This is a genomic window from Pseudomonas sp. A25(2017), assembly GCF_002001065.1.
Taxonomy (GTDB): Bacteria; Pseudomonadota; Gammaproteobacteria; order Pseudomonadales; family Pseudomonadaceae; genus Aquipseudomonas; species Aquipseudomonas kilonensis.
On record NZ_MUOA01000121.1, the window covers coordinates 77,155 to 102,836 of the forward strand.

Genomic DNA, 25,682 nt, shown 5'->3' on the forward strand with positions numbered 1-25,682 from the left:
TCGTCTCCAGGAGTGTAGAGCATGAGTCGTGCCAGGCCAGGGTTATCTGGTTAACTTGTTGTTTTAGATGGTAATTAATGTTTTGTTTCAGGTTTTATGCGGGCTGTTTTATCCGGTTAGCCGAACTGACTGGCGGGTCGTGTTCGGAAAACCGAATGGCTTGGAGCTTCATTAATCCTTGTGGGGGCGGGCTTGCTCGCGAAAGCGGTGTGTCAGCCACATTGATGTTGAATGTGCCGGCCTCTTCGCGAGCAAGCCCGCTCCCACAGGGTTCTGTGGCGGATTTCAGATAGCAAAAAGCCCCTGAATCGCAGGATTCAGGGGCCTTGGGTTCAGCGGGCGATCGTTCAGGCCGCTTCGATCTTGCGGCGGTTGTGCTCGACCTTGTCCAGGTACTGCTGCAGTTTCTCCTGCTCGACCGGGGTGGTGAACAAGCCCAGCTTGCTGCGGCGCCACAAGATGTCCTGGGCATCGACGGCCCACTCGTCGCTGCACAGATAATCGACTTCACGGGTATAGAGGCCGGCACCGATGTGCTCGCCCAGGTCGCTCAGGTTGTGCACGCCTTCGAGCATGCGCCAGGTACGGCTGCCGTAGGTGGTGGCCCAGCGGCGGGCAATGTCGGTTGGCAGCCAGTCGAACTTGTCGCGGATCGCCGAGCAAAGCGCCTGCGGGGTGGTCATGTTTTCGCCGCCGGGGAGGGCCTCTACGGCGGTCCAGCTCGCACGCATTTGCATGAAATACGGGGCCAGTTGCGCCATCGCCGATTCGGCCAGTTTGCGATAGGTGGTCAGCTTGCCGCCGAACACCGACAGCAAGGGGGCTTCTTCACTGCCGCCCGACAGCGCCAGGGTGTAGTCGCGGGTCACGGCCGACGGGTTGTCGGATTCGTCATTGCACAGCGGACGCACGCCGGAATAGCTGTGCAGGATATCGTCGCGGCTGATCTGCTTCTTGAAGTGGGCATTGACCACCTTCAACAGGTAATCGGTTTCGCCCTCGGTGATCGCCACTTTGGCTGGGTCACCGGTGTATTCGCGGTCAGTGGTACCGATCAGGGTGAACTGGTTCAGGTACGGAATGGTGAACACGATGCGCTGGTCTTCGTTTTGAAGAATGTGTGCATGCTCGCCTTCGTAGAGTTTCGGCACGATCAGGTGACTGCCCTGGATCAGGCGGATGCCATAGGGCGATTCCAGCTTCAGGTCATCGCGAATGAACTTGGCGACCCACGGGCCGGCGGCGTTGACCAATGCCTTGGCACGGATCGAGAACAGGCTGCCGTCGGCACGTTCCAGGTGCAAGTGCCACAGGCCTTTGCTGCGACGGGCGTTCACGCAACGCGTGCGGGTGTGAATATGCGCGCCTTTTTCCCGGGCGGCCATGGCGTTGAGTACCACCAGCCGCGCATCGTCGACCCAGCAGTCGGAATATTCGAAACCTTTGGTGATCTCGCTTTTCAATGCGCTGTCGGCACCGAACTTCAGGCTTTTGGAGCCGGCGAGCTGTTCACGCTTGCCCAGGTGATCGTAGAGGAACAGGCCGGCGCGGATCATCCAGGCCGGGCGCAGATGCGGGCGGTGAGGCAGCACGAAGCGCATTTGCTTGACGATGTGCGGGGCCTTGGTCAGCAGCACTTCGCGCTCGGCCAGCGCTTCGCGCACCAGGCGAAACTCATAATGTTCGAGGTAGCGCAGGCCACCGTGGATCAGCTTGCTGCTGGCCGACGATGTGTGGCTGGCCAGGTCGTCCTTTTCGCAAAGGAACACCGAAAGACCGCGACCGGCAGCGTCCGCGGCAATCCCCACGCCGTTGATACCGCCACCAATGACGGCGACGTCGTAAATCTCGGCGAGAGGGGGCGTAGGCAAGGTAGAAGTGGGCATCGGCTGGCCTCGGGCTCTTTTTCGCAATATTTGAATTCGAACATAAATGTTCATTTGCGAAAATACTAGCCCATAAACAACGCAACAGCCAGCGGGCTTCGATTGAAAATACTGATCAAAGGAAGCTAAAAGGAAAATTTTCGAACACGAAGAGAGATTGAAGCCGACAGAGAGGCAGTTGCGGCGAGGGGATTTGTGGGAGCAAAGCTTGCTCGCGAAACAGGCGCCTCGTTCTTTGTAGAAACCGTGTCGTCTTCATCGCGGGCAAGCCTTGCTCCCACAGCATTAGTCTTGCCACAGGGTATTGGAGAAGGCGTTAAACCACCTCCAGCCGAATCTTGTGCTGGCTCAGCAATTGCGCCAGGGCCGGCACGGGTTGCTGGTCGGTCACCAGGCAGTCGATCAGGCTGATAGGCCCCAGGCGGACCATGGCGTTGCGCCCGAATTTGCTGGAGTCCGCCGCCAGCAGCACTTGCCGGGCGTTGGCGATGATGGCTTGGGAGACCCGCACTTCCTGGTAGTCGAAGTCCAGCAGGCTGCCGTCTTCATCGATCCCGCTGATGCCCACCAAGGCGAAGTCGACCTTGAACTGGTTGATGAAGTCGACGCTGGCCTGGCCCACCACGCCGCCGTCACGCCGTACGTTGCCGCCGGCGATCAGGACTTCGAAGTCGTCCTTGGCGCTGAGGATCGAAGCCACGTGCAGGTTATTGGTGATGACCTTCAGATGGTTGTGATTGAGCAGCGCCCGGGCAATGGATTCGGTGGTGGTGCCGATGTTGATGAACAGCGAGGCATGATCGGGGATCTGGGCGGCGATGGCTTCGGCGATGCGTTGCTTCTCGTCGCGCATCTGATCGGCGCGCATGGCGTAGGCGGTGTTTTCCACGCTTGAGTCGTAGGCGGCGCCGCCGTGGTAGCGACGCAGCAGGTTCACTTCCGCCAGTTGGTTGATATCGCGGCGAATGGTTTGCGGGGTGACGACGAATAGCTGCGCCATTTCCTCGATGCTGACATAGCCGCGTTCGCGGACCAGTTCGAGGATTTGCTGCTGGCGGGGAGGCAGATTCATGGGGCTTCCTTTGGGCTGCCGTACAAAATTTGCCCATGATGCCGCAGGAATCCACTCCCGACCAGTTTCAGAACCTTATCAGGCCTTATTCAGCGTCTTCATGGGGTTCCCAGTCACGGGTGCGACTGACCGCCTTCTGCCAGCCGGCGTAGAGTTTTTCCTTCGCCTGCTCGTCCAGTTGTGGTTCGAATACGCGCTCGATCACCGCTTTGCCGCGCAGTTCTTCCAGGCTGCCCCAGAAGCCGCACGCCAGGCCGGCCAGGTACGCCGCGCCCAAGGCTGTGGTTTCACGCATTTTCGGGCGCTCGACCTGAGTACCCAGGATGTCGGCCTGGAACTGCATCAGGAAGTTGTTCGCCACCGCGCCACCGTCGACGCGCAGGGCCTTGAGGCGTTCACCCGAATCCTGCTGCATGGCGTCGAGTACGTCGCGGGTCTGGTAGGCAATCGACTCCAGCGCTGCGCGAATGATGTGATCGACGCGTACGCCGCGGGTCAGGCCAAACAGCGCGCCGCGGGCATAGGGGTCCCAGTAGGGTGCGCCCAGGCCGGTGAAGGCGGGCACCAGGTACACGCCGTTGCTGTCCTTGACCTTGTTGGCAAAGTATTCGGTATCCAGCGCGTCGTTGATGATCTTCAGTTCATCGCGCAGCCACTGGACCGTGGAGCCGCCATTGAAGACCGCACCTTCCAGGGCGTAGGCGACTTCGCCGCGCGGGCCGCAGGCGATGGTGGTGAGCATGCCGTGATTGGATTTCACGGCCTTTTTACCGGTGTTCATCAGCAGGAAGCAGCCGGTGCCGTAGGTGTTTTTCGCCTGGCCCGGCTCCACGCACATCTGGCCGAACAGGGCCGCCTGCTGGTCGCCGGCAATGCCGCCGATGGCGATGCCGCTCTTGGTGCGGCCATAGATCTCCGAGGACGATTTCACTTGCGGGAGCATTTCGCGAGGGATGTCGAGAATGTCGAGCATCTTCGCGTCCCATTCCAGCGAGTGGATGTTGAAGAGCATGGTGCGCGAGGCGTTGGTGTAGTCGGTGACGTGGACCTTGCCGCCGGTGAATTTCCAGATCAGCCAGCTGTCGACGGTGCCGAACAGCAGTTCACCGTTGCGCGCACGCTCGCGGCTGCCTTCGACGTTGTCCAGGATCCACTTGAGCTTGGTGCCGGAAAAGTACGGGTCGGTGACCAGGCCGGTGGTTTGGCTGATGTATTGCTCGTGGCCATCGCGCTTGAGCTGCTGGCAGATTTCGGTACTGCGGCGGCATTGCCAGACGATGGCGTTGTAGATCGGCCGGCCGGTGGTCTTGTCCCAGACCACGGTGGTTTCACGCTGGTTGGTGATGCCGATGGCGGCCACCTGGTCATGGTGCAGGCCAGCCTGGGCGAGGGCTTCGACCATGACCGCGCTCTGGGTGGCGAAGATTTCCATCGGGTCGTGTTCGACCCAGCCGGCCTGTGGGTAATGCTGGGCGAATTCGCGCTGGGCGGTGCAGACCACGTTGGCGTCGCGATCGAAGATGATCGCCCGCGAGCTGGTCGTACCCTGGTCGAGGGCAATGATGTAGTTCTTGTTCTGGATATCGGTCATGTCGATTGCCTTGGGACGTAAAAGGAAGAAGCCACGGCGCAGGTTCGATGGGCAAGAGCCTGCACCGACTGTTTCAGGATGTTCTGGGCTTGCCATCAATGGCCGTTTTTGCATCCTTTGTAGCCGTTGTGGCGCTGGGCAGGTGGCGGGCAATCAGCCCGCGATAGGCCGCAGCACCGAGGCAGGCACCCACGATAGGTGCAAAAATCGGAACCAGGAAGTACGGGATGTCGCGTCCACCCGTGAGGGAAATTTCACCCCAGCCAGCGAAGAAAGTCATCAGTTTAGGACCGAAGTCCCGCGCCGGGTTCATCGCAAAGCCTGTCAGGGGCCCCATGGAGCTGCCAATCACCGCAATCAGCAGGCCGATCAGCAGTGGCGCCAGTGGGCCGCGAGGCAAGCCATTGTTGTCATCGGTCAGGGACATGATCACGCCCATCAGGATGGCCGTGATGATCACCTCCACGAGGAAGGCCTGGCCGGTGGACAGCGCTGCGTGCGGGTAGGTGGAAAACACCGAGGCCAGTTCGAGGCTTGCTTCGGTGCCGCGAATCATGTGCCGGGACTGTTCGAAATCGAAGAATAGGTTGCTGTACAGCGTGTAGACCAGGAGGGCACCGCAGAAAGCACCGGCCAACTGGGAAAGCATGTAGAGAGGCAGTTTGCGCTTTTCGAAGTCAGTGAAAATGCACAGGGCAATGCTGACGGCGGGGTTGAGATGGGCGCCGGAAATGCCCGCGCTCAGATAGATCGCCATGCTGACGCCAACGCCCCAGATAATGCTGATTTCCCACAAGCCGAAGCTGGCACCCGCAACCTTGAGCGCCGCGACACACCCCGTGCCGAAAAAAATCAGCAGGGCAGTGCCCAGGAATTCAGCCAGGCATTGGCTGGACAGGGACGGCTGTTGTAAAGCAGTTGTCATTCAAACCTCGGGTTTTTGTTGTTTTGCTGCGCCTTCGATAAAGCTCGATGGCGCGATCTCCACCGAAGCAGGATCCTCATCCTGATCTCGTGTTGTTGCTTGAGACCTGCGATATGACTTTCAGTTTCGAAAAAATATAGACAAGAAACGCTGGTGTCAAAGGTCGAAAGTGAACCGTCGGTCACATTTCAACTATTCGTGGCGTGAATGACTCTTCCATTGGCGGTGGATCACCGGAACACGCGACGCCCTCCCAAGCCTTTTCGCTGACGATGGCTTAGAATCCGGCCACTCTTTTTTTCATTTCCTTGTCAGGAGCAGTCATGACACCCGCGTTGGATCTGCTTAAGAAAGTGCGCGCCGAACATCGCATCCACAGTTATGAACACGATCCCAAGGCCGCGTCCTACGGCCTGGAAGCGGCGGAAAAGCTCGGGCTGGATCCGGCGCAGGTGTTCAAGACGTTGTTGGCGGCCAGCGAAAAGGGTGAACTGTTGGTGGCGGTGGTGCCCGTGGCCGGAAGCCTGGACTTGAAAGGCCTGGCCCATGCCGCCGGGGTGAAAAAGGTCGAGATGGCCGACCCGGCGGCCGCGCAGCGTTCGACCGGTTATTTGCTCGGCGGGATCAGCCCACTGGGGCAGAAGAAGCGTTTGCGCACTTTCATCGACAATTCCGCACAGCCGCTCGCCAGTATGTTTGTCAGTGCGGGGCGCCGCGGCTTGGAAGTCGAGTTGGCGCCTTCGGTTTTGAAGGAGCATACCGGGGCGGCGTTTGCCGATATTGGGCGGGCTTGATAGCCGGGTGGCTGCTGCGCAGCCAAGCGGGAGCAAGCTCCCTCGCCACAGGGGCGTAAGTCTGGAGTTTCAGAGATGGCCTGCGCTGTAGGGTGAAAATTCTGCTGATCTGTCACTGGATAACCCGTGCCGCTGCACCGCATGCTGGCGCATCATAAAAAGGAGAAGTGTCATGCAGCTTGCGTTTCATCAGGTCGATGCGTTCAGTGACCGGCCGTTCGGCGGTAACCCGGCGATGGTCTATCGGCTCGACGGCTGGCTTGCCGATGACTTGATGCAGAAGATCGCCGCCGAACATAACCTGGCTGAAACCGCGTTTCTGGTGCGTGAAGGTCAGCATTGGCATATCCGCTGGTTCACGCCCACCACCGAAGTCCCGCTGTGCGGGCACGCTACGTTGGCCGGCGCTTATGTACTGTTCGAGGTCTACCACGAAACCGTCGAACGACTGGATTTCATCTGCAAGTCCGGCTCATTGAGCGTTACGCGCGAGGGTGATCGGCTGTGGCTGGATTTTCCGGCCGTCGTGCCTGCCGAGTTGGGCGCGTCCTTGGCCGTCCAGAATGCCTTGGGCGTCGAAGCGGTGGATGTGCTGAGTTCCAACGAACTGTTCGTAGTGCTGGAGTCGGAGCAAGCGGTGCTCGATTGCAAGCCGGACATGGCGGCCCTGGCAAAACTGCCCTGGCCCGGCGCTATCGTCACCGCGCCGGGGAGCAAGCATGATTTTGTCTCGCGCTATTTTGCCCCGGCGATCGGCATCAACGAAGACCCGGTGACCGGCTCGACTCACTGCAGCCTGATTCCCTATTGGTCCAAGCGCTTGGGCAAGCACGGCCTGACGGCTTACCAATGCTCGGCCCGGGGCGGGGCGCTGTTTTGCCGGCTGGAGGGGGAGCGGGTGAAGATCGGTGGGAATGCGACGTTGGTGGCCAGTGGGACGTTGATGCTGGGGTGATGGCATTCCCCGCTGGTTTGCGCCCAGTAGGAGCTGGCGAAGCCTGCGATCTTTTGATCTTTTGATCTTTTGATCTTTTGATCTTTTGATCTTTCGCTTGAGATTCAAGTGGCTGGGGAAAGATCGCAGCCTCGTTGCACTCGACAGCTCCTACACAGCTCCTACACAGCTCCTACAGGCTATGGCGCCGCACACCGCTGTCCATCGGAGGGATGTGCGCCGCGGTGCTGCCCGAGGCCTGGAACAGCACCAGGTGTTCAGCCGCCACGCGGATGCCGACACGGTCCCCAAGCTGATGGTCGGCGTGGCTGGGGAAGATCGATTCCAGTTGCGCGCCTGTGGGCAATTGCAGGCGATACAAGGTTGAAGCGCCCTGGAAGGTCTTGCCGACAATGCTGGCGGTGAGCGGGCTGTCCGGTGCGTAGACGATATCGTCCGGGCGCAGCAACACATCCACCGCTCCGCCGATGGGCCAGGTGTAGGCCCGGTTACCGCGCAGGGTGCCCAACTCGGTCTGCACCGATTCCGGGCTGTCGAGCCGGCCGCGAATGAAGTAGCCCTGGCCAATGAAGCTGGCGACGAATGGCGTCAGCGGTTCGTGATACAGGTTGTAGGGCGTGTCCCACTGTTCCAGTCGACCTTCCTTGAATACCCCGACATGGTCACTGACGGCGAAGGCTTCTTCCTGATCGTGAGTGACCAGGATCGCGCTGGTGCCGCGGGCCTTGAGAATATCCCGCACTTCATGGCTGAGCTTGCGTCGCAACTCGCCATCGAGGTTGGAGAACGGCTCATCGAGCAACAGCAGTTGTGGTTCCGGTGCCAGCGCGCGGGCCAGGGCCACACGCTGTTGCTGGCCGCCGGACAGTTCATGGGGAAAGCGCTTGCCCAGGTGCTTGAGGTTGACCAGTTCCAGCAACTCTTCGACGACGCGGTCCTTGTCTGGATGCTTGCGAATGCCAAAGGCAATGTTCTCGGCCACGCTCAGGTGGGGGAACAGGGCATAGTCCTGGAACACCATGCCGATACGGCGTTTTTCCGGGGCGAGGGTGAAACCGGCGCGGGAAATGGTTTCCCCGGCCAGTTGGATTTCACCCTCGTGCACCGGTTCGAAGCCGGCAATGGCGCGCAACGTGGTGGTCTTGCCGCACCCGGACGAACCGAGCAGGCAACCGATATCGCCGGCATTGAGGTGCAGGTTGAGGTTCTGCACGACCCGCTGGTTTTGGTAGCCGCAGGCCAGGTTTTGCAAGTTCAGCAGCAGCGAGTGGCTCATGCGTGGCGATACGCCGGCTCGACAAGGAACTCGAGCAGCGCCTTTTGCGCATGGAGACGATTCTCTGCCTGGTCCCAGGCCACCGAACGCGGGTCGTCGAGCAAATCGAAGCTGATCTCCTCGCCGCGGTGGGCCGGCAGGCAGTGCATGAACAGCACCTCGGCATCCGCCAGGTCGAGCAAGGCCCGGTTGACCTGCAGCGGCGCGAACAACTCGAGGCGCTTGGCGGTTTCTTCTTCCTGGCCCATGGAGGTCCAGACGTCGGTACTCACCAGGTGCGCGCCGGCCACGGCCTGTTTCGGATCACGCACGATGGTCACCCGGTCCCCGGCCTTGGCGAGCAGTTCGGCATTGGGGTCAAAACCTTCAGGGCAGGCAATGCGCAGCTGGAAGTCGAATTGCAGCGCCGCTTCTATATAGCTGTTGCACATGTTGTTGCCGTCGCCGATCCAGGCCACGGTCTTGCCCTGGATCGAGCCGCGATGCTCGAGGAAGGTCTGCATGTCGGCCAGCAACTGGCAGGGGTGCAGGTCGTCGGACAGGCCGTTGATCACCGGTACGCGGGAATGGGCCGCGAACTCGGTCAGGGTGCTGTGGGCAAAGGTACGGATCATCATCGCGTCGAGCATGCTCGACATGACGATGGCGCAGTCGCTGATCGGTTCGCCGCGGCCCAGTTGGGTGTCACGGGGCGACAGGAAGATCGCCTGGCCGCCCAGTTGGATCATGCCGGCTTCGAAAGAGATACGGGTGCGGGTCGATGACTTCTCGAAGATCATTCCCAGCACGCGGTTTTTCAAGGGCTCGAACAGTACGCCGCGGTTACGCAGGTCTTTGAGCTCCACGCCTCGACGGATCACGCCGAGCAACTCATCGGGCGTTAAATCCATCAGGGAGAGAAAGTGCCTTGCGCTCATGATTGACTACCTTTTTGTAACTGACCGCAGATGCTCAAAGCCTTGTTTAATGAAAAAACGGGCGAGACCTGCGGCAAAAGCCGCACGGGGCGACGAAATAGGGGAAGGCGCGATCTTATAATTAAATGTCGCGTCTTACCAATAGGGCTACGGTTTTTGGGGATTTCAGCGAGGCCATCACGCGAATGCGATGGCATATTTGTGGCCGGTTTCCTGACAGCAGCGACCCATTTGTACACTGGCGTTGCTGGGCTTGGCAATCAAGCGTGGCGGGCGCGCCATGGATGAGGGGTGGTTTGCACCGTGGCCCCCAGCCTTTCGCCTGTCTGCTGGTGGTTGTGAAACATTTCCTAATGCAAAGGCCTGGGTTATAAATGAGCCACAGCGGCACAGGAGCCCGAAATGGATTCGAAAGAGCAACAATTGATGGAATTGCTGGGGCTGACTGCACGCTCGCTGACGCACCTGACGGCTTCGGTGACTTCCATGTCATTCGAATTGCTGCGCAGCGATGACGAGGTGACCAAAGCCGCGGGTCGCCGGATGATCGATCGCATGGCCACCATCAGTAACGGGCTCGACGAGCATTGGCGGCTGATCGGCGAACTCACGGGTGTGCCCATTGCCCAGGAACAGGTGGAAACCGTCGAAGAAATCCAGCTGCTGGCGCCGCCTCCCGACCAGCCTTGACGCCCGGTCATCGGTGGGCCTGATGCCCGGCAATTCACAGGACGAACGTCGCTGGCGCTGCCGGGAATCACGCGCCATAGTTTTGTTCCCGCGGCCGAAAACGCCCGCCACGAATAAAACAGAGACTGGCCATGACCAAGACTCTCCACCACCGTGCGTGCCATCTGTGTGAAGCCATCTGCGGCTTGACCCTCGAAACCACCGAAACCGACGGCCAGGGCCTGGCGATCACCTCGATCAAGGGCGATACGCTGGACACCTTCAGTCGCGGTCACATCTGCCCCAAGGCGGTGGCTTTGCAAGATATCCAGAACGATCCGGATCGCTTGCGCCAGCCCATGCAGCGCGTTGGTAATGAATGGCAACCCATTGCCTGGGACGACGCCTTTGCGTTAGTGGCCGAGCGCCTGGCGGATATCCAGGCGCGCCACGGCCAGAACGCGGTGGCGGTCTACCAGGGCAACCCCAGCGTGCATAACTATGGGCTGATGACCCATAGCAACTATTTCCTGGGCCTGTTGAAAACCCGCAGCCGTTTCTCGGCGACCTCGGTGGACCAACTGCCCCATCACCTGACCAGCTACCTGATGTACGGTCACGGCCTGCTGCTGCCGATTCCGGACATCGACCATACCGACTTCATGTTGATCCTGGGCGGCAACCCGCTGGCTTCCAACGGCAGCATCATGACCGTGCCGGACGTGGAAAAGCGCCTCAAGGCGATCCAGGCCCGTGGCGGCAAGGTGGTGGTGGTCGATCCGCGCCGCAGCGAAACGGCGGCCATTGCCAACCAGCATGTCTTTGTACGACCCGGCGGCGATGCTGCGCTGCTGTTTGGTTTGCTCAATACATTGTTCAGCGAAGGCTTGACCCGTGACAGTCACCTGCCGGTGGACGGCCTGGACGAGGTGCGTGAGGCCGTTGCCACGTTCACGGCTGAAGCCATGAGCCCGCTCTGTGCGGTGCCAGCAGCGCAGATCCGGCAATTGGCCCGGGACTTCGCCGGCGCGCCGTCAGCGGTGTGCTACGGGCGGATGGGGGTGTCGACCCAGGCGTTTGGTACGCTGTGCCATTGGCTGATCCAGGTGATCAACCTGGTCACCGGCAATCTTGATCGGGTGGGCGGGGCGCTGTGCACCGAACCGGCGGTGGACCTGGTCGCTACCACCTCGGGCGGGCATTTCAATCGTTGGCAGAGCCGGGTGTCCGGGCGTCCCGAGTACTCAGGGGAGTTGCCGGTGTCGGCCCTGGCCGAGGAAATACTCACCGAGGGCGAAGGCCAGATTCGTGCGCTGGTCACCGTGGCCGGCAACCCGGTGCTGTCCACACCCAACGGGCGGCAACTGGAGCAGGCCCTGGACGGGCTGGAGTTCATGGTCAGCGTCGACTTGTACATCAACGAAACCACGCGTTATGCCGACCTGATCCTGCCCTCGACCTCGGCTCTGGAAAACGATCATTACGACACCACGTTCAACCTGTTCGCGGTGCGCAACGTGACCCGTTTCAACCGGGCGATCCTGCCCAAGCCCGAGGGCGCGCTGCACGATTGGGAAATCTTTGTCGGCCTGGCCAAGGCCTTCGCTGCCCGGACCGGCAAGGAGCTCAAGCCGACCATGCCCCCCGCGAAAATGATCGATTTTGGCCTGCGCAGCGGGGCGTATGGCGACGCCTCGACGCACAAGTTGTCCCTGGCGACCCTGTTCGACCATCCCCATGGCATCGACCTCGGCGCACTCAAGCCCAACCTGGCTGCGCGCCTGAAAACCGAAAACCAACGTGTGCAGGCTGCGCCAGCGGTGATTCTTGCCGACCTTGTGCGCTTTGCCGCGTTGCAGGCGCCAAAACCGGACGAGTTGCTGATGATTGGCCGTCGCCATGTGCGCAGTAACAACTCCTGGATGCATAACTTCCATCGACTGGTGAAGGGCAAGCCGCGTCATCAGTTGCTGATGCACCCGGATGACCTCGCCAGTCGCGGCCTTGTCGACGGGCAACGCGTGACCGTCAGTTCGCGGGTGGGCGTCATCGAAGTCGAGGTGCTGGGCAGCCTGGACATGATGAAAGGCGTGGTCAGCCTGCCCCATGGCTGGGGCCATGCCCGACCGGGCGTGCAGATGACCATTGCCAGCGGACAGCCGGGCTCCAGCGCCAACGACCTGACCGATGATTGTCAGCTCGATGAGTTGTCCGGCAACGCGGCGCTTAACGGCGTACCGGTGAAGGTGGCGGCTGCGTAAAATTGTCTCTGGAGCAGGTTCGGCTTTCCGTTACAATGCGTCACCGTGTCGACAACTTAAGTCGCAAAAGTTTTAAGCCGAGGTGCTCCATGGATATCATCGAAACGATTAAAGACCAGATTGCCAACAACACCATCCTGCTTTACATGAAAGGCTCGCCGAACGCGCCACAGTGCGGTTTCTCGGCCAAGGCTGCTCAGGCGGTGATGGCGTGTGGCGAGAAGTTTGCCTACGTGGACATCCTGCAGAACCCGGAAATCCGCGCCAACCTGCCCAAGTACGCCAACTGGCCAACTTTCCCACAGCTGTGGGTGGGTGGTGAACTGATCGGCGGTAGCGACATCATGACCGAGATGGCCGCCGACGGCTCTCTGCAGGCCACGATCAAGGCAGCTGTGGAAGCAGCAGCGGCGAACAAGACCGAAGCCTGATTTGTGGGAGCGAGCCTGCTCGCGATGAGGCCGTGTCAGTCAATACGATTGTGACTGATACACCGCTATCGCGAGCAGGCTCGCTCCCACAATGGATTTCAGTGGTTTGGAATTCGGGCACTAAAAAGCCCCGCCTCTCGAAAGAGGGCGGGGCTTTTTAGTGGCTTGCTTTCGGGGAAGCTTACTCTTCACCCATCTGCGATTGCAGGTAGTTCTCAAGACCGACTTTGTCGATCAGGCCCAATTGGGTTTCCAGCCAATCGATGTGCTCTTCTTCGGACTCGAGAATGTCTTCCAACAGTTCACGGCTGCCGAAGTCACCAACGCTTTCGCAATGGGCGATGGCGACTTTCAGGTCCTTGTGGCCTTCGCGCTCGATTTTCAGGTCGCACTCAAGCATCTCGCGGGTGTGTTCGCCGATGTGCAGCTTGCCCAGGTCCTGGACGTTCGGCAGGCCTTCGAGGAACAGGATGCGCTTGATCAGCTTGTCCGCGTGCTTCATCTCGTCGATGGATTCGTGGTACTCGTGCTTGCCCAGCTTGTTCAGGCCCCAATCCTCGTACATGCGCGCATGCAGGAAGTATTGGTTGATCGCGACCAGCTCATTGGCAAGGATCTTGTTGAGATGCTGGATGACTGTAATGTCGCCTTTCATGATGAGGCCTGCCCTGTAATAGCTGTGTATAAGGCCGAGTTTGAGCCGCGCATTTACGAGTGTCAAACCTAAGTTATTGAATAATAAATGAAAATTAATCGGAATAAGAATGTTTGTGTTCCGCGTCTGGACGCTAAGCATTTGATTTGCAGGCATAAAAAAACCGGACATTGAGTCCGGTTCCTTGAAAACTGTCTATTACGCCGCGGTAAATTCTACCGGGTAGGGGATCGAGGCCTGTGCCGTTTGCACTTTGGCGAGGGTTTCACGAACCACTTCCTTGGCCAGGCAGGCACATTTGCCGCATTGGCTGGCTACGCCGGTGGCCTGGCGGACTTCGCGATAGCTGCAGCAACCTTCGTAGATCGCTTCGCGGATTTGCCCGTCGGTGACGCCAGTGCAGAGGCATACATACATAAGTGAGAACCGTCGCTGGTTGTGACTCAATTGGGACGGATCTTAATGTTAACGAGAATGATTGTCAAAGTGGTTTCTCAAGGTCTTGCGCCAGAGCGTTGCCGGGCTGACGAACGGTTTATCCAGGACGACTGATGCGGCATGAAACCGGACGGCGATTTTTCGATGCCACCGAAAAACCGTTGAAGACAGTCCAAATGCGCGGTGTATGATGATCGGCCCTTGCAAGCGGGTTCGTGTCACAGGGCTGTCGCCTGAGGGTGGCAGGCTGGCCCGGACCTTGTTTTCACGCTATTACATCAGGAGATATCCAATGAGCGTACTCGTAGGCAAACAAGCCCCAGACTTCACCGTTCCAGCCGTCCTCGGCAACGGCGAAATCGTCGACAGCTTCACCCTGTCCTCGGCCATCAAAGGCAAATACGGCCTGGTGTTCTTCTATCCACTGGACTTCACCTTCGTCTGCCCGTCCGAGCTGATCGCACTGGATCACCGCATGGATGACTTCAAGGCGCGCAACGTTGAAGTGGTCGCTGTTTCGATCGACTCGCACTTCACCCACAACGCCTGGCGCAACACCCCGATCAACAATGGCGGTATCGGTCAGGTGAAATACACCATGGCTGCCGACATGAAGCACGAAATCGCCAAGGCCTATGACGTTGAGTCCGAAGGCGGCGTGGCCTTCCGTGGCGCGTTCCTGATCGACGACAAAGGCGTTGTCCGTTCGCAGATCATCAACGACCTGCCACTGGGCCGTAACATGGAAGAACTGATCCGCCTGGTCGACGCGCTGCAATTCCACGAAGAGCACGGCGAAGTCTGCCCGGCCAACTGGAAAAAAGGCGACAAGGGCATGGACGCATCGCCTGAAGGCGTGGCCGCTTACCTGACCGAGCACGGCGGCCAGCTGTAAGCGCACCGAGGCATAAAAAAAACCGGCCCATCATGGGCCGGTTTTTTTATGGGTGTTTCAAACCGAATGATCGGCAGAAACGCAGAACCCTGTGGCGAGGAAGTTATCTGTGGGAGCAAGGCTTGCCCGCGATGGCAGCGATGCGGTCTTCAAAAACCGAGTCGCCTGTGTCGCGAGCAAGCTTTGCTCCCACGGGCCGCCACAATGGCTCTACTAGTCAGTCGTCGAAATCATGCCAGCCACCCATCTCTTTCCACCGGTTGACGATGCCGCAGAACAGCTCGGCGGTCTTCTCGGTGTCGTAGCGGGCCGAGTGGGCTTCACGGCCATCGAAATCGATGTCGGCCGCCTGGCACGCCTTGGCCAGGACGGTCTGGCCGTATGCCAGGCCAGCCAGGGTCGCGGTGTCGAAGCTGGAGAACGGATGGAACGGGTTGCGCTTCATGTCCAGGCGCGCGACAGCGGCGTTGAGGAAGCCCAGGTCGAAGCTGCTGTTATGGCCGACCAGGATCGCTCGCTTGCAACCGTTGGCCTTAAGCGCCTTGCGCACGCCACGGAAGATGTCGGTCAGGGCCGTTTCTTCGCTGACTGCCATGCGCAACGGGTGATCGAGCTTGATCCCGGTGAATTCCAGGGCCGCGGCTTCGACGTTGGCGCCTTCGAACGGTTCGACACGGAAGAAGTAGGTGTGGTCAGGGAACACAAAGCCTTTTTCGTCCATGCCGATGGTGGTCGCGGCGATTTCCAGCAAGGCGTCGGTGGCGGAGTTGAAACCGCCGGTTTCTACGTCGACGACGACCGGCAGGTAGCCACGGAAGCGGGCGGCCATCGGGTGACGGGCGCCGCCCGAACCACCGTTGCCGTCCAGTTCGTCGTCGAAATGATCTTCACTCACGCGTTTTCCTCCAGCAGGCGCCAGCGCAGTTTTTCACCGGCGCGCAGCGGGATGACGGTCTGCTCGCCGAAGGGCAGGCTGACGGGGGCGGTCCATTCGTCACGGACCAGGGTAATACGATCGGTGTTCACCGGCAGGCCATAGAAACGCGGGCCATGCAGGCTGGCGAAGCCTTCGAGTTTGTCCAGCGCGTTGCGCTGTTCGAATGCCTCGGCGTACATCTCGATGGCGGCATAGGCGGTGTAGCAACCAGCGCAACCGCAGGCCGCTTCCTTGGCGTGCTGGGCGTGGGGTGCCGAGTCGGTGCCGAGGAAAAACTTGGCGCTGCCGCTGGTGGCGGCGTCCAGCAAGGCTTCCTGGTGGGTATTGCGCTTGAGGATCGGCAGGCAATAGAAGTGCGGCCGGATCCCGCCCACCAGCATGTGGTTGCGGTTGTACAGCAGGTGATGGGCGGTAATGGTCGCGCCAACGTTGGCCGGGGCCTCGTTGACGAACTGCACGGCATCGCCGGTGGTGATGTGTTCGAACACCACCTTAAGGGTCGGGAAGCGCTCCACGACGCGGCGCATGTGCTCGTCGATGAAGATTTTCTCGCGGTCGAACACGTCGACGTCGCCCCGGGTGACTTCACCATGGATCAACAACGGCATGCCGACTTCGGCCATGGCCTCCAGCGCCGGGAAGATCTTGTCGATGCTGGTGACGCCGGAATCGGAATTGGTGGTCGCTCCGGCCGGGTACAGCTTGGCGGCGTGGACGAAGCCGCTGGCCTTGGCCTCGCGGATCTCTTCGGGCTGGGTGCGGTCGGTGAGGTACAGCACCATCAGCGGTTCGAAGCGGCTGCCAGCCGGGCGTGCGGCGAGGATGCGCTGGCGATAGCCGTCGGCCTCGGCGGCGTTGCGCACTGGCGGAACCAGGTTAGGCATGATGATTGCGCGCCCGAAGGTGCGCGCGACATCGGCGACGGTATGGGTCAACACAGCACCATCGCGAAGATGAATATGCCAGTCGTCGGGACGCAGCAGGGTCAGGCGGTCGGACATTGGGGGGCTTCCAGGCGGGTCAAACTGTGGGAATGCTACCGGAAAAGACCGATTCAGGCACCCGCTATCAAGTTCTGCCGCAACTTACCGATAGCTCCTACAGGTGTGCCACGAATCCGTGCAGTGCCCCGGACAGGCGTCATACCCCTGGTATGCGTCGATCTTTGTATAAAAGTCAGTGGAGCCTCCCGTGCGCCAGCGTTATCTAGCCTTGCTCAGTGTGTTTGCCAGCCTCCCCGCCATGGCGCTCACTTTCCAGACCCGTCTGGAGAGCATTGAGTGGACGGTCGAAGGCGACAAGTTCGAGTGCCGGCTGAGCCAGCCGATTACCGATTTCGGCAGCGGTGAATTCGTGCGCCGGGCGGGCGAGCAGGCCACGTTCCGCCTCAAGAGCTATAACCCGATGCTGGGCGGCGGTTCGGCCACCTTGCTGGCGGCCGCCGCACCGTGGCAACCGGGGCGGGGCGATATCAACCTGGGTTCGGTCAGGATCGGCAGCGGCGATGTGCTGTTCGACAGTTCCCAGGTACAGGCAGGCCGACTGATCAGCGGATTGATGGAAGGTCGCAGCCCCGTGGTTCGACGCAACACCGAGGATGGCCGTGTTTCTGAAGTCCGGCTGCTGCCCGTGCGCTTCAACAAGGCGTTCAACGATTACCAGGGTTGCGTGGCGAAACTGTTGCCGAAGAACTTCGAACAGATCAAGCAAACCCAGATCGGCTTCCCCGGCGAGGGGATTGAGCTGGACGCTCGGGCCAAGGCTCAGTTGCAGGTCATGCTCGACTTCATCAAGGCAGACCCGAGCGTCAATCATGTCGAACTTGATGGCCATTCCGACAACAGTGGCAACCGCCTGACCAACCGTGAGCTTTCGCGCCGCCGTGCGCTGGCCGTCATGGACTTCTTCAAGGCCAACGGTTTCCAGGAGTCCCAGTTCACCGTGCGCTTCCACGGCGAGCGTTATCCGCTGGTCGCCAATACCAACGCAGCCAATCGGGCCAAGAACCGTCGTGTCGTCGTAAAACTGGAGCGGGTGGCGGCCACCCAGGCCCCGGCTCCACAGCCGCCAACACCCGCGGCAACACCCGCGCCGCCTGCCGTGGCGCCCGCTGTAGCGCCGGGCAAGACGGCGGCGCCGGTTGCCCCGCCCAAGGCGGCGGTGCCTGCTACGGCGGCTGCGCGCACTTCCTGATCCCGCCCGGATCGTCGCGCAATCGACATAATCTGTCGCTTCGTCGTCATAAGCTGTCGCGCCCCTGTAAATTATCCGCGCTGGACGTTAGACTTCCCGGCTTTCCGTACAACCCGTGGAGTGATGGCATGGCGGACGTAAACAAGGTCGTTCTGGCGTATTCCGGCGGCCTGGACACTTCGGTGATCCTCAAGTGGCTGCAGGACACTTATAACTGCGAAGTGGTGACCTTCACCGCTGACCTGGGGCAGGGCGAAGAAGTCGAGCCTGCACGCGCCAAGGCCCAGGCCATGGGCGTCAAAGAGATCTACATCGATGACCTGCGCGAAGAATTCGTCCGCGACTTCGTGTTCCCGATGTTCCGCGCCAACACCGTTTACGAAGGCGAGTACCTGCTGGGTACCTCCATCGCCCGTCCGTTGATCGCCAAGCGCCTGATCGAAATCGCCAACGAAACCGGCGCCGACGCCATTTCCCATGGCGCCACCGGCAAGGGCAACGACCAGGTGCGTTTCGAACTGGGCGCCTATGCCCTCAAGCCAGGCGTGAAAGTCATTGCCCCGTGGCGCGAATGGGACTTGCTGTCCCGTGAAAAATTGATGGACTACGCCGAGAAGCACGCGATTCCGATCGAGCGCCATGGCAAGAAGAAATCCCCGTACTCGATGGATGCCAACCTGCTGCACATCTCCTATGAAGGCGGCGTGCTGGAAGACACCTGGACCGAGCACGAAGAAGACATGTGGCGCTGGACCGTCTCCCCGGAGAAGGCTCCCGATACCCCGCAATACCTGGAACTGACCTATCGCAACGGCGATATTGTCGCACTGGATGGCGTTGAGATGAGCCCGGCCACTGTGCTGGCGACCCTGAACCGCATCGGTGGCGAACACGGCATCGGTCGTCTGGACATCGTCGAGAACCGCTATGTGGGCATGAAGTCTCGCGGCTGCTACGAAACCCCGGGCGGCACCATCATGTTGCGCGCCCACCGGGCGATCGAGTCGATCACCCTGGACCGCGAAGTGGCTCACCTCAAAGACGAGTTGATGCCCAAGTACGCCAGCCTGATCTACACCGGCTACTGGTGGAGCCCAGAGCGTCTGATGCTGCAACAGATGATCGACGCCTCCCAGGCTCACGTGAATGGCGTGGTACGCCTGAAGCTGTACAAGGGCAACGTGATCGTCACCGGGCGCAAGTCCGACGAGTCGCTGTTCGATGCCAACATCGCGACCTTCGAAGAAGACGGCGGTGCCTACAACCAGGCTGACGCGGCCGGCTTCATCAAGCTCAACGCCCTGCGCATGCGCATCGCGGCGAACAAGGGTCGCAAGCTGTTCTGACCCTGGCGATATGAAAACGGCCTGCCATGAGCAGGCCGTTTTTTTTGCCCTTTTTTTGTGTGGCCTTTGCTGCGGCGCTGCCCTCGATCGCTCATTCATCCTGCCCGTGCGTTGCCAGGCCTGTGTTGCTGTAGATGACGTACACGACGATGCCGGCGTGCTTCAACTGTCTTGATCGACAGGTTTCGATCGGACGTTTCGATTGGCTGCATACGATACAAAGGGTGTCTGGTTCGCGCCTGCGTCGATGAAGACGTATCACCAGCAGTTCCTTGACGTCGTCCGCCCGACGTAGCTGTCGTTTGCGTCGACAGGGCGAATCATCCATGGTCTTTATGAAGTGTTTGTTCTTGCGAAAATCCGAAGGTGAATACAAGGAACGATAATTGAAGTTGAGCGTTATGAAAAAAAGCAGCAATAGATAAAAAGGAAAGCTGATCAGGAACCACAGATAGTATTCACGATCCTGGTCATCCAGAAAGGGCAGGGAAATCGCTGCGGAAGTTTCGGATAAAGTGGCGAATATGGCGATGAGGGTCATGGGGTTGGTTATAGTCTTCAAAGGTTTGTTCATGGTTAATACTCATGGAATACTTGTGCTCGGTGAGTGGCTTGAAAAGTGGTTGTCCATGCCGAATGAAATATAGGCACAGTCGCAATGGCTGCCCATATTGGATATCGGGCGCCTGAGTGAGTTTTATATATGAATTTCCCTGCCTTAAGTGAGTGAATGGCAGTTTTAACAGCAAATAATTCAGTTACTTTCTATGAGTGAAGAGCTTTTCAATGGGCTGTCCACGGGTGGGTGTGGCGGTGAAAGAGCGCATTGTTCATAGGGTTACAGGATTGTTAAGAAAGGTCATTCCTTCTCTGTAAAAAAATCCATGACACATTTTTTCCGGGGCGAATTGTAGGAATTTTCTGTATAGCTTGTAGGTTCTGTCTCTCGGTGCGAGCGTTCAGGGGGGGGCAGCATGCCAAGGTAGAAATGACTAGGCTATTGTGCGTGCTCTAAAAATTCGAACAGCGAAGTTGGATTTGCTCATGAATAAAGTGCTGATCGTGGATGATCATCCCGTCATTCGTCTTGCTGTACGTTTGCTGATGGAGCGTCACGGTTATGAAGTCCTTGCCGAAACCGATAATGGCGTCGATGCGTTACAACTTGCTCGCGAACTTATGCCCGATATCGTCATTCTCGATATTGGTATTCCGAAGCTGGACGGGTTGGAGGTCATTGCCCGCCTGACGACCATTCCTTCGCCCATGAAAGTGTTGGTGCTGACTTCCCAGGCACCGGGACATTTTTCGATGCGCTGCATGCAGACAGGGGCAGCCGGGTATGTATGCAAGCAACAGGATCTTACTGAGTTACTGAGTGCAATCAAGGCAGTACTGTCCGGTTACAGTTACTTTCCCAACCAGGCATTGCATACGGTGCGGTCGAGTCTGGGCAATGCCAGTGAGTCCGATATGGTTGATCGATTATCGGGGCGAGAAATGATGGTCTTGCAACAACTGGCGCGCGGAAAGACCAACAAGGAAATCGCCGATGGAATGTTCTTGAGCAACAAGACCGTCAGTACCTACAAGACGCGCCTGTTATTGAAGCTCAATGCCCGTTCGCTGGTCGACCTGATCGAACTGGCGCAGCGCAATGGCTTGGTGTGAGTTTTCGGGTTACGCGTACTCAGTAAAAAGCCTCCATCAGGGAGGCTTTTACGTGTCAGAGGTCAAAGTCATAATCGGCCAATTGCTTCTGCAGACGGCGCTCTTCCAGCAGGTTATCAATGGTGCGGCGCTTGCTCAGGTTGGTTTTCGCCACTTCCACGACCACAGGTTCGACGTCGTCGGACTCAACGGCGATGAATTCGTCTTCTACATCCAGTTGTTCTTTGCCAGCACTCATGGGTTCGACTCCAGGCTAAGACTGCCATTGGCGCTCCTTATATCGATAAACCACGGGCGGGTAAAAAAGATTTTTTCAATCGATGGATCGATAAAAGCAATAGCGCCTCAATCGTCGGAGGTCTTGTGCTTGTATTCGCATAAATCTTCGATTCGGCAGCTGCCGCAGCGGGGCTTGCGCGCCAGGCAAACGTAACGGCCGTGCAGGATGAGCCAGTGATGGGAGTCCAGCAGGAATTCCTTGGGAACAAATTTCATCAATTTCTTCTCGACCTCCACCACGTTTTTGCCGGGGGCCAGCCCGGTGCGGTTGCTGACGCGGAAAATGTGGGTGTCGACCGCCATGGTCAACTGCCGAAACGCTGTATTGAGCACGACGTTGGCGGTTTTGCGGCCGACTCCCGGAAGGGCTTCCAGCGCTTCGCGCGTCTGCGGGACTTCACTGTCGTGGCGCTCGATCAGCAGACGGCAGGTCTCGATCACGTTTTTGGCCTTGCTGTTGAACAGCCCGATGGTCTTGATGTATTCGGACAGTCCTTCGACGCCCAGGGCGTAGATCGCCTTCGGCGTATTGGCCACCGGGAACAGTTTGGCCGTGGCTTTGTTGACGCCGACGTCGGTGGACTGGGCTGACAGAATGACCGCGATCAGCAACTCGAACGGCGAGGAATAGGCCAGTTCGGTTTTCGGTTCCGGGTTGTCCTCGTGAAGGCGACGAAATATTTCCAGGCGTTTTGCGGCATTCATGGGCGCGGCGTTTCCTCAACGGATGAATGGGGTTTGGCGGCCGTCCAGGCTTGTCGGGCCGCCAACAGCAGTCCGAGCAGAATGAACCCGCCGGGGGCGAGCAGGGCCAGGGGCAGGCCGCTGCCGATCAGCCCACGCACGGCGCCCAGGCTGATCATCAAGAGGCCAAACAGCCCGGCCAGCCTGAGGCGTTCGGGCCAGCGAGCTTCAACGAAGAAGCCTTCCTGCTCCAGCGCTACGCAACTCAGGGCGATCCAGCCAACGTAAAGGCTCAACGGTCGATACAATTCCAGTGCCCAGGCCTGGACGACAAGGCCAATGCAGGTGGTCAGGGTCGCGGCCAATATGATGGAGGCGAGCAGCCGTTGACAGGCTGCCAGGTGTTGCCGCACAAGCCCCATTGCCAAGCCATGACTGAAAAGAACCAGGGCCCAGGCCAGCCATAACCCCAGCGCGCCAACCAGCGAATCGCTCGCGCCAATCAATGGAACGAGCAGCAGGCCGTGTGTCAGTCCCCATGGTTTATTCATTGGCCGCCACCCCCGTCAACTGAGCCTTGTGCTCGTCGAAGTAACGCAGCGCATCGTGAACAGCCTGGAGGACCGCTCGGGACGTCACTGTCGCGCCTGCCAGTTGATCGAACTGGCCCTGGTCCTTTTTCAAGGCCCAGCCGCTGTCATCAGGTGCCTGGCGTGATTTACCCGTGAAGGTCTGCAACCAGGCGTTCGGCCAGCCGGCGATCGCCGCGCCCAACCCGGGTGTCTCGGATTGGCGCAGGGTCTTGACGCCCAGCAACCGGCCCTGTGGATCGATGGCGACCAGCAATTCGATGCTGCCTTCATAGCCCAGCGCCTGGCTACGCAGCAGCACGGCGCTGGGCTGGCCACTGCGAGTCGCCAGGTAGCCACCCAGCAGCGTGCTATGGGCCAGGGGCACCGAGGCTGTGACAACGGGGTGCGCCAACGGCTGGTTATCGTAGTGGTCGGTGGGCAGCACCTCGAGCAAGGCCCTGTTCGCCAGCGCTTGCTGCTGGGCCTCGATACGCCTGGCGGTGCCGAGGTGCGTGAGGTAAGTGGCACCGATACCGAGGCCGATCAACACGGTCAGGATTGCCACGCCGACGGGGTTGTTCATGTCAGTGGCCGCCGTTGTCGCGCCTCGGCAAACCGGTCCAGCGCCGGCACGCCGAGGTTCATCAGCAACACCGCGAACGCCACGCCGTCGGGGTAGCCACCCCAGGTGCGTATCAGATAGACCAGCAATCCCATGCCCGCGCCAAACAGCAGGCGGGCGAGAGGAACCTTGGCACCCGAGACCGGTTCGGTCGCGATAAAAAACGCGCCGAGCATGGTTGCGCCGCTGAACAGATGAAACAGTGGCGAGCCATGGGAGTCGGAGCCCGAACCGTTCCAGCACAGCAGGCTGACGACGGACAGGCTCAGCAGCATGCCCACCGGTGCATGCCAACTGAACACCCGTTGCTGCAGCAGAAACAGACCGCCCGCCAGGAAGGCCAGGTTGACCCATTCGATACCCCGGCCACCGAAACGCCCGAACGCCGGATCGTTGGCGAACAGTTCATCGACGGTCAGGCTCGTGTTGATTCGCAGGCTGTCCAGTGCGGTCGCCCCGGCCCAGGCATCGGGCGCCGGATGAGCGCCGAATACCTGCTGCAAGGCTTCGGACAGGCCCATGCCGTGGAGCGCTGGCCAGTGACTCATCTGGGACGGAAACGCCACCAGTACCAGGGCGTACCCGAGCATTGCCGGGTTGAACGGGTTGCTGCCGACGCCGCCCCACAGGTGCTTGCCCAACAGCAAGGCGCAAGCGGCCGCCGTGACGGTCAGCCACCAGGGGCAATAGGCCGGCAAGGCCAGGGCCAGCAGCGTGGCGCTGACCAGCGCGCTGCCATCGTTCAGCTCGGGTTTGAATGGCCGGCGGCGTAAACGCAACACCGCCGCTTCGACTGCCAGCGCAGTGAGGCCGGACAACAGCAGGTTGAGCGCCACGCCCCAGCCATGGAACCACAGCAACGCCAGCACGCCGGGCAGCGTCGCCAGCAACACGCGCGTCATTGCTTGGCGCAGCCGTTCGTCCACTGGCTCAAGAGGCGGCATGGGCGTCCACCTGGCGTTCGGCATCCTTCACCGCTTGTTCCAATGCCAGCAGTTGTTCAGCCGATGCTGTAGCTGCCCGGGCTTTGCTGAGTTCGGCGCGGCGCATCGCCAGTTGGATCTTGGCTCGCTTCAGCTCGGCGTTTTGCGTCGGTGCCGGGGCTGGCGCTGCCACGGGTGCGGGCGCGGCGTTTTCCAGTTGGCCCAGCGCCTGTTCGGCCGCTTCGAACTGGCGTTGCAGCACGATCAGTTGCGACTGCTGCTCGAAGGTTGGCGGGTGGCCGAACGCTTTCAAGGATTTGTTCAGCTGCGCCCGGCTCATGGCCAGGTCGACCTTGGCTTTTTTCAAGGCGGCATCGGCGGTGGCGGCTTTTTGCGCGCGCACGCGCTCCAGTGCGGCTTGTACGGGGTCGAGTGCCGGGTCCTGGGGTTGAGCCTGGGCCTGCGCCGCCCGTTGGGTTCGAGCCAGGCGTTCGGCCTGGCGCTGCTCTTCTTCGCGGCGCAGGCGCACATTGCGTTGTTCGAAGCGGCGCCGGGCATGATTGCGCTTGGCGGTTCGCGCCTGGTGTTCTTCGGTGTTGAAGGCCAGGCCGCCGACGATCGGCAGCACGTTTGCCGTCGGCAGAGGACGCATTTCGATGCAATCGACCGGGCAGGGCGCCACGCACAGATCGCAGCCTGTGCATTCGTCGATGAGGACGGTGTGCATCAGCTTGGCGGCGCCGACAATCGCGTCCACCGGACAGGCCTGGATGCACTTGGTGCAACCGATGCATTCGGCTTCACGGATAAAGGCGACTTGCGCCGGGGCCACGCCGCGGCTGGTGTCCAGCTCCAACACCGGTATTTTCATCAGCTCGGCCAGGGCGGCGATGGTTTCGCGCCCCCCGGGCGGGCATTTGTTGATCGGCTCGCCCTGGGCGATGCCTTCGGCGTAGGGCTTGCACCCGGGATGGCCGCACTTGCCGCATTGGGTCTGCGGCAGCAGGGCGTCGATACGTTGAATCAGGCTCATGTTTTGACCAGCCCACGCAATCCGAGAAAGGCCACTGCCATCAGTCCGGCGCTGATCAACTGAATCGGCAGGCCCCGAAAGGGCAGGGGAATATCATTATTGAAGGTGCGCTGGCGCAGATCGTCGAACAGGCTCAGCACCAGCCAGAACCCCAGCCCGGCACCCAGGCTCAGGGCGATGGCGTGGCCCAGGCCTCGGTCATCCTGGTCGTTGAGCAGCGTGACCCCGAGTATGCCGGCATTACCCAGCAACAGCGGCCACAACCCCTCGAACGGCATTGCCGGCCGCCAGCGTGCCAGCAGGCGCAGCAAGGGGCCGATCAGCAACACGCTCAAGGACAGCCAGGCCAACAGGCGCAGCGAGACCAGGTTGGTCGGTGCCAGCAGCCCATGATCGATCAGATGGCCCAGGGTGCCGACGATCAGCATCAGGCATGCCGTCGCCAGGCCCACGGCGTGTACCTGCCCCCTACCGTTGGCCGCCAGCAGCGGATCGACGCCCAGCGGCCAGTGCAACACCAGGTTGTTGATCAGGGCAGCGCTGAACAGCGTGAGGACGATTTCGGTCATGGGTGTGTTGGCGACAAAGGGCCTGTTACAAGATTAGGCATTATCCGGCACGCCGGGGGCGTGGGCCAGATATGAAAATCCCACAGCC

At 60.1% G+C, this 25,682-nt stretch carries 26 protein-coding genes and 1 pseudogene; 9 read left to right on the top strand and 18 right to left on the bottom strand.

The annotated features are described in order from the left end of the window. Positions 1-347 precede the first annotated feature (347 nt). From glpD to B0E42_RS27675, 4 genes are all read right to left on the bottom strand, one after another. Positions 348-1,886 carry a glycerol-3-phosphate dehydrogenase gene (gene glpD, locus B0E42_RS27660; protein ID WP_077508556.1) on the bottom strand — a complete coding sequence of 513 codons (1,539 nt, stop codon included), beginning with the start codon at positions 1,884-1,886 and terminating at the stop codon, positions 348-350. Positions 1,887-2,202: 316 nt separating this feature from the next. Further along, positions 2,203-2,958: a DeoR/GlpR family transcriptional regulator gene (locus tag B0E42_RS27665; protein ID WP_003204973.1), complete on the bottom strand. Its 756-nt coding sequence runs from the start codon at positions 2,956-2,958 to the stop codon at positions 2,203-2,205. A gap of 85 nt (positions 2,959-3,043) precedes the next feature. Continuing rightward, positions 3,044-4,549, bottom strand: a complete 1,506-nt coding sequence (gene glpK / locus B0E42_RS27670; RefSeq protein WP_018614184.1) for a glycerol kinase GlpK — start codon at positions 4,547-4,549, stop codon at positions 3,044-3,046. 73 nt (positions 4,550-4,622) lie between these two features. Further along, on the bottom strand, positions 4,623-5,474 hold the full coding sequence (locus B0E42_RS27675) for an MIP/aquaporin family protein (RefSeq protein ID WP_053181288.1): 852 nt from the start codon (positions 5,472-5,474) through the stop codon (positions 4,623-4,625). Between the two features lie 323 nt (positions 5,475-5,797). On the opposite strand from B0E42_RS27675, the gene ybaK reads away from it, so the two are divergent. After that, positions 5,798-6,268 carry a Cys-tRNA(Pro) deacylase gene (gene ybaK / locus B0E42_RS27680; protein WP_018614180.1) on the top strand — a complete coding sequence of 157 codons (471 nt, stop codon included), beginning with the start codon at positions 5,798-5,800 and terminating at the stop codon, positions 6,266-6,268. 172 nt (positions 6,269-6,440) lie between these two features. Continuing rightward, entirely contained in the window at positions 6,441-7,223 is a 783-nt protein-coding gene (locus tag B0E42_RS27685) for a PhzF family phenazine biosynthesis protein (protein ID WP_024619180.1), read from the top strand. Positions 7,224-7,395: 172 nt separating this feature from the next. Here B0E42_RS27685 and B0E42_RS27690 read toward each other — a convergent pair whose 3' ends face one another. Beyond that, positions 7,396-8,499 (bottom strand): ABC transporter ATP-binding protein, encoded by a 1,104-nt coding sequence (locus B0E42_RS27690; RefSeq protein ID WP_053181286.1) that lies wholly within the window; start codon positions 8,497-8,499, stop codon positions 7,396-7,398. Then, complete coding sequence (gene argF / locus B0E42_RS27695) at positions 8,496-9,416, bottom strand: ornithine carbamoyltransferase (RefSeq protein ID WP_018614175.1); 921 nt, start codon at positions 9,414-9,416, stop codon at positions 8,496-8,498. The genes B0E42_RS27690 and argF overlap by 4 nt, the downstream gene beginning before the upstream one ends. 402 nt (positions 9,417-9,818) lie before the next feature. Here argF and B0E42_RS27700 point away from each other — a divergent pair, with 402 nt between their 5' ends. The 3 genes from B0E42_RS27700 to grxD all read left to right on the top strand — a co-directional run bounded on the left by B0E42_RS27700 (position 9,819) and on the right by grxD (position 12,777). Then, a complete protein-coding gene (locus B0E42_RS27700; protein WP_014339882.1) occupies positions 9,819-10,106 on the top strand; it encodes a hypothetical protein in 288 nt (95 codons plus the stop codon). A 131-nt stretch (positions 10,107-10,237) separates the two neighbouring features. Beyond that, positions 10,238-12,346 carry a molybdopterin oxidoreductase family protein gene (locus B0E42_RS27705; RefSeq protein ID WP_077508558.1) on the top strand — a complete coding sequence of 703 codons (2,109 nt, stop codon included), beginning with the start codon at positions 10,238-10,240 and terminating at the stop codon, positions 12,344-12,346. Positions 12,347-12,435: 89 nt separating this feature from the next. After that, the gene (grxD, locus tag B0E42_RS27710; protein ID WP_018614171.1) at positions 12,436-12,777 is read left to right on the top strand and encodes a Grx4 family monothiol glutaredoxin; all 342 of its coding nucleotides are present in this window, start codon (positions 12,436-12,438) and stop codon (positions 12,775-12,777) included. A gap of 181 nt (positions 12,778-12,958) precedes the next feature. Here the strand turns inward: grxD and bfr are convergent, their stop codons facing one another. Beyond that, the gene (gene bfr, locus B0E42_RS27715; RefSeq protein WP_018614169.1) at positions 12,959-13,432 is read right to left on the bottom strand and encodes a bacterioferritin; all 474 of its coding nucleotides are present in this window, start codon (positions 13,430-13,432) and stop codon (positions 12,959-12,961) included. Between the two features lie 198 nt (positions 13,433-13,630). Continuing rightward, positions 13,631-13,849 carry a bacterioferritin-associated ferredoxin gene (locus B0E42_RS27720; RefSeq protein ID WP_003178704.1) on the bottom strand — a complete coding sequence of 73 codons (219 nt, stop codon included), beginning with the start codon at positions 13,847-13,849 and terminating at the stop codon, positions 13,631-13,633. Between the two features lie 313 nt (positions 13,850-14,162). Here B0E42_RS27720 and B0E42_RS27725 point away from each other — a divergent pair, with 313 nt between their 5' ends. Then, positions 14,163-14,765, top strand: coding sequence for a peroxiredoxin (locus B0E42_RS27725; RefSeq protein ID WP_018614166.1), 603 nt, complete (start codon positions 14,163-14,165; stop codon positions 14,763-14,765). Positions 14,766-14,982: 217 nt separating this feature from the next. Here B0E42_RS27725 and rnt read toward each other — a convergent pair whose 3' ends face one another. Next, positions 14,983-15,660: a ribonuclease T gene (gene rnt / locus B0E42_RS27730; RefSeq protein WP_024619184.1), complete on the bottom strand. Its 678-nt coding sequence runs from the start codon at positions 15,658-15,660 to the stop codon at positions 14,983-14,985. Next, the gene (pyrC, locus tag B0E42_RS27735) at positions 15,657-16,703 is read right to left on the bottom strand and encodes a dihydroorotase (RefSeq protein ID WP_053181280.1); all 1,047 of its coding nucleotides are present in this window, start codon (positions 16,701-16,703) and stop codon (positions 15,657-15,659) included. Before pyrC ends, rnt begins: the two co-directional genes overlap by 4 nt. A 190-nt stretch (positions 16,704-16,893) precedes the next feature. On the opposite strand from pyrC, the gene B0E42_RS27740 reads away from it, so the two are divergent. Further along, the gene (locus B0E42_RS27740) at positions 16,894-17,895 is read left to right on the top strand and encodes an OmpA family protein (protein WP_077508560.1); all 1,002 of its coding nucleotides are present in this window, start codon (positions 16,894-16,896) and stop codon (positions 17,893-17,895) included. Positions 17,896-18,023: 128 nt separating this feature from the next. Continuing rightward, a complete protein-coding gene (locus B0E42_RS27745; RefSeq protein WP_003204943.1) occupies positions 18,024-19,241 on the top strand; it encodes an argininosuccinate synthase in 1,218 nt (405 codons plus the stop codon). 316 nt (positions 19,242-19,557) lie between these two features. Here the strand turns inward: B0E42_RS27745 and B0E42_RS31290 are convergent. Further along, a pseudogene (locus tag B0E42_RS31290) lies at positions 19,558-19,815 on the bottom strand (hypothetical protein); the annotation flags it as partial. Positions 19,816-20,285: 470 nt separating this feature from the next. Here B0E42_RS31290 and B0E42_RS27755 point away from each other — a divergent pair. Continuing rightward, the gene (locus tag B0E42_RS27755; RefSeq protein ID WP_018613141.1) at positions 20,286-20,912 is read left to right on the top strand and encodes a response regulator transcription factor; all 627 of its coding nucleotides are present in this window, start codon (positions 20,286-20,288) and stop codon (positions 20,910-20,912) included. Positions 20,913-20,967: 55 nt separating this feature from the next. On the opposite strand, the gene B0E42_RS27760 is transcribed toward B0E42_RS27755, so the two are convergent. The 7 genes from B0E42_RS27760 to B0E42_RS27790 all read right to left on the bottom strand — a co-directional run bounded on the left by B0E42_RS27760 (position 20,968) and on the right by B0E42_RS27790 (position 25,594). After that, a complete protein-coding gene (locus B0E42_RS27760; RefSeq protein ID WP_014339874.1) occupies positions 20,968-21,150 on the bottom strand; it encodes a PA3496 family putative envelope integrity protein in 183 nt (60 codons plus the stop codon). Positions 21,151-21,257: 107 nt separating this feature from the next. After that, entirely contained in the window at positions 21,258-21,896 is a 639-nt protein-coding gene (nth, locus tag B0E42_RS27765) for an endonuclease III (RefSeq protein ID WP_018613139.1), read from the bottom strand. Further along, a complete protein-coding gene (locus B0E42_RS27770; RefSeq protein WP_018613137.1) occupies positions 21,893-22,426 on the bottom strand; it encodes an Rnf-Nqr domain containing protein in 534 nt (177 codons plus the stop codon). Before B0E42_RS27770 ends, nth begins: the two co-directional genes overlap by 4 nt. After that, a complete protein-coding gene (locus tag B0E42_RS27775; RefSeq protein ID WP_077508562.1) occupies positions 22,419-23,030 on the bottom strand; it encodes an RnfABCDGE type electron transport complex subunit G in 612 nt (203 codons plus the stop codon). The genes B0E42_RS27770 and B0E42_RS27775 overlap by 8 nt, the downstream gene beginning before the upstream one ends. Beyond that, the gene (locus B0E42_RS27780) at positions 23,027-24,013 is read right to left on the bottom strand and encodes an RnfABCDGE type electron transport complex subunit D (RefSeq protein ID WP_077508564.1); all 987 of its coding nucleotides are present in this window, start codon (positions 24,011-24,013) and stop codon (positions 23,027-23,029) included. The genes B0E42_RS27775 and B0E42_RS27780 overlap by 4 nt, the downstream gene beginning before the upstream one ends. Beyond that, positions 24,000-25,025: an electron transport complex subunit RsxB gene (gene rsxB, locus B0E42_RS27785; protein ID WP_077508566.1), complete on the bottom strand. Its 1,026-nt coding sequence runs from the start codon at positions 25,023-25,025 to the stop codon at positions 24,000-24,002. The genes B0E42_RS27780 and rsxB overlap by 14 nt, the downstream gene beginning before the upstream one ends. After that, positions 25,022-25,594 (bottom strand): Rnf-Nqr domain containing protein, encoded by a 573-nt coding sequence (locus B0E42_RS27790; RefSeq protein WP_077508568.1) that lies wholly within the window; start codon positions 25,592-25,594, stop codon positions 25,022-25,024. Before B0E42_RS27790 ends, rsxB begins: the two co-directional genes overlap by 4 nt. Between the last annotated feature and the right edge of the window lie 88 nt (positions 25,595-25,682).

Bases quoted from the DNA above. Each gene is read 5' to 3' on its own strand.
- B0E42_RS27745 (WP_003204943.1), top strand. From the start codon at position 18,024: ATGGCGGACGTAAACAAGGTCGTTCTGGCGTATTCCGGCGGCCTGGAC.
- bfr (WP_018614169.1), bottom strand. From the start codon at position 13,432: ATGAAAGGCGACATTACAGTCATCCAGCATCTCAACAAGATCCTTGCC.
- B0E42_RS27720 (WP_003178704.1), bottom strand. From the start codon at position 13,849: ATGTATGTATGCCTCTGCACTGGCGTCACCGACGGGCAAATCCGCGAA.
- B0E42_RS27685 (WP_024619180.1), top strand. From the start codon at position 6,441: ATGCAGCTTGCGTTTCATCAGGTCGATGCGTTCAGTGACCGGCCGTTC.
- B0E42_RS27780 (WP_077508564.1), bottom strand. From the start codon at position 24,013: ATGCCGCCTCTTGAGCCAGTGGACGAACGGCTGCGCCAAGCAATGACG.
- B0E42_RS27700 (WP_014339882.1), top strand. From the start codon at position 9,819: ATGGATTCGAAAGAGCAACAATTGATGGAATTGCTGGGGCTGACTGCA.
- B0E42_RS27665 (WP_003204973.1), bottom strand. From the start codon at position 2,958: ATGAATCTGCCTCCCCGCCAGCAGCAAATCCTCGAACTGGTCCGCGAA.
- glpD (WP_077508556.1), bottom strand. From the start codon at position 1,886: ATGCCCACTTCTACCTTGCCTACGCCCCCTCTCGCCGAGATTTACGAC.
- glpK (WP_018614184.1), bottom strand. From the start codon at position 4,549: ATGACCGATATCCAGAACAAGAACTACATCATTGCCCTCGACCAGGGT.
- pyrC (WP_053181280.1), bottom strand. From the start codon at position 16,703: ATGTCCGACCGCCTGACCCTGCTGCGTCCCGACGACTGGCATATTCAT.
- B0E42_RS27675 (WP_053181288.1), bottom strand. From the start codon at position 5,474: ATGACAACTGCTTTACAACAGCCGTCCCTGTCCAGCCAATGCCTGGCT.
- grxD (WP_018614171.1), top strand. From the start codon at position 12,436: ATGGATATCATCGAAACGATTAAAGACCAGATTGCCAACAACACCATC.
- B0E42_RS27705 (WP_077508558.1), top strand. From the start codon at position 10,238: ATGACCAAGACTCTCCACCACCGTGCGTGCCATCTGTGTGAAGCCATC.
- B0E42_RS27760 (WP_014339874.1), bottom strand. From the start codon at position 21,150: ATGAGTGCTGGCAAAGAACAACTGGATGTAGAAGACGAATTCATCGCC.
- B0E42_RS27790 (WP_077508568.1), bottom strand. From the start codon at position 25,594: ATGACCGAAATCGTCCTCACGCTGTTCAGCGCTGCCCTGATCAACAAC.
- B0E42_RS27770 (WP_018613137.1), bottom strand. From the start codon at position 22,426: ATGAATAAACCATGGGGACTGACACACGGCCTGCTGCTCGTTCCATTG.
- B0E42_RS27755 (WP_018613141.1), top strand. From the start codon at position 20,286: ATGAATAAAGTGCTGATCGTGGATGATCATCCCGTCATTCGTCTTGCT.
- ybaK (WP_018614180.1), top strand. From the start codon at position 5,798: ATGACACCCGCGTTGGATCTGCTTAAGAAAGTGCGCGCCGAACATCGC.
- nth (WP_018613139.1), bottom strand. From the start codon at position 21,896: ATGAATGCCGCAAAACGCCTGGAAATATTTCGTCGCCTTCACGAGGAC.
- B0E42_RS27725 (WP_018614166.1), top strand. From the start codon at position 14,163: ATGAGCGTACTCGTAGGCAAACAAGCCCCAGACTTCACCGTTCCAGCC.
- rsxB (WP_077508566.1), bottom strand. From the start codon at position 25,025: ATGAGCCTGATTCAACGTATCGACGCCCTGCTGCCGCAGACCCAATGC.
- argF (WP_018614175.1), bottom strand. From the start codon at position 9,416: ATGAGCGCAAGGCACTTTCTCTCCCTGATGGATTTAACGCCCGATGAG.
- B0E42_RS27690 (WP_053181286.1), bottom strand. From the start codon at position 8,499: ATGAGCCACTCGCTGCTGCTGAACTTGCAAAACCTGGCCTGCGGCTAC.
- B0E42_RS27775 (WP_077508562.1), bottom strand. From the start codon at position 23,030: ATGAACAACCCCGTCGGCGTGGCAATCCTGACCGTGTTGATCGGCCTC.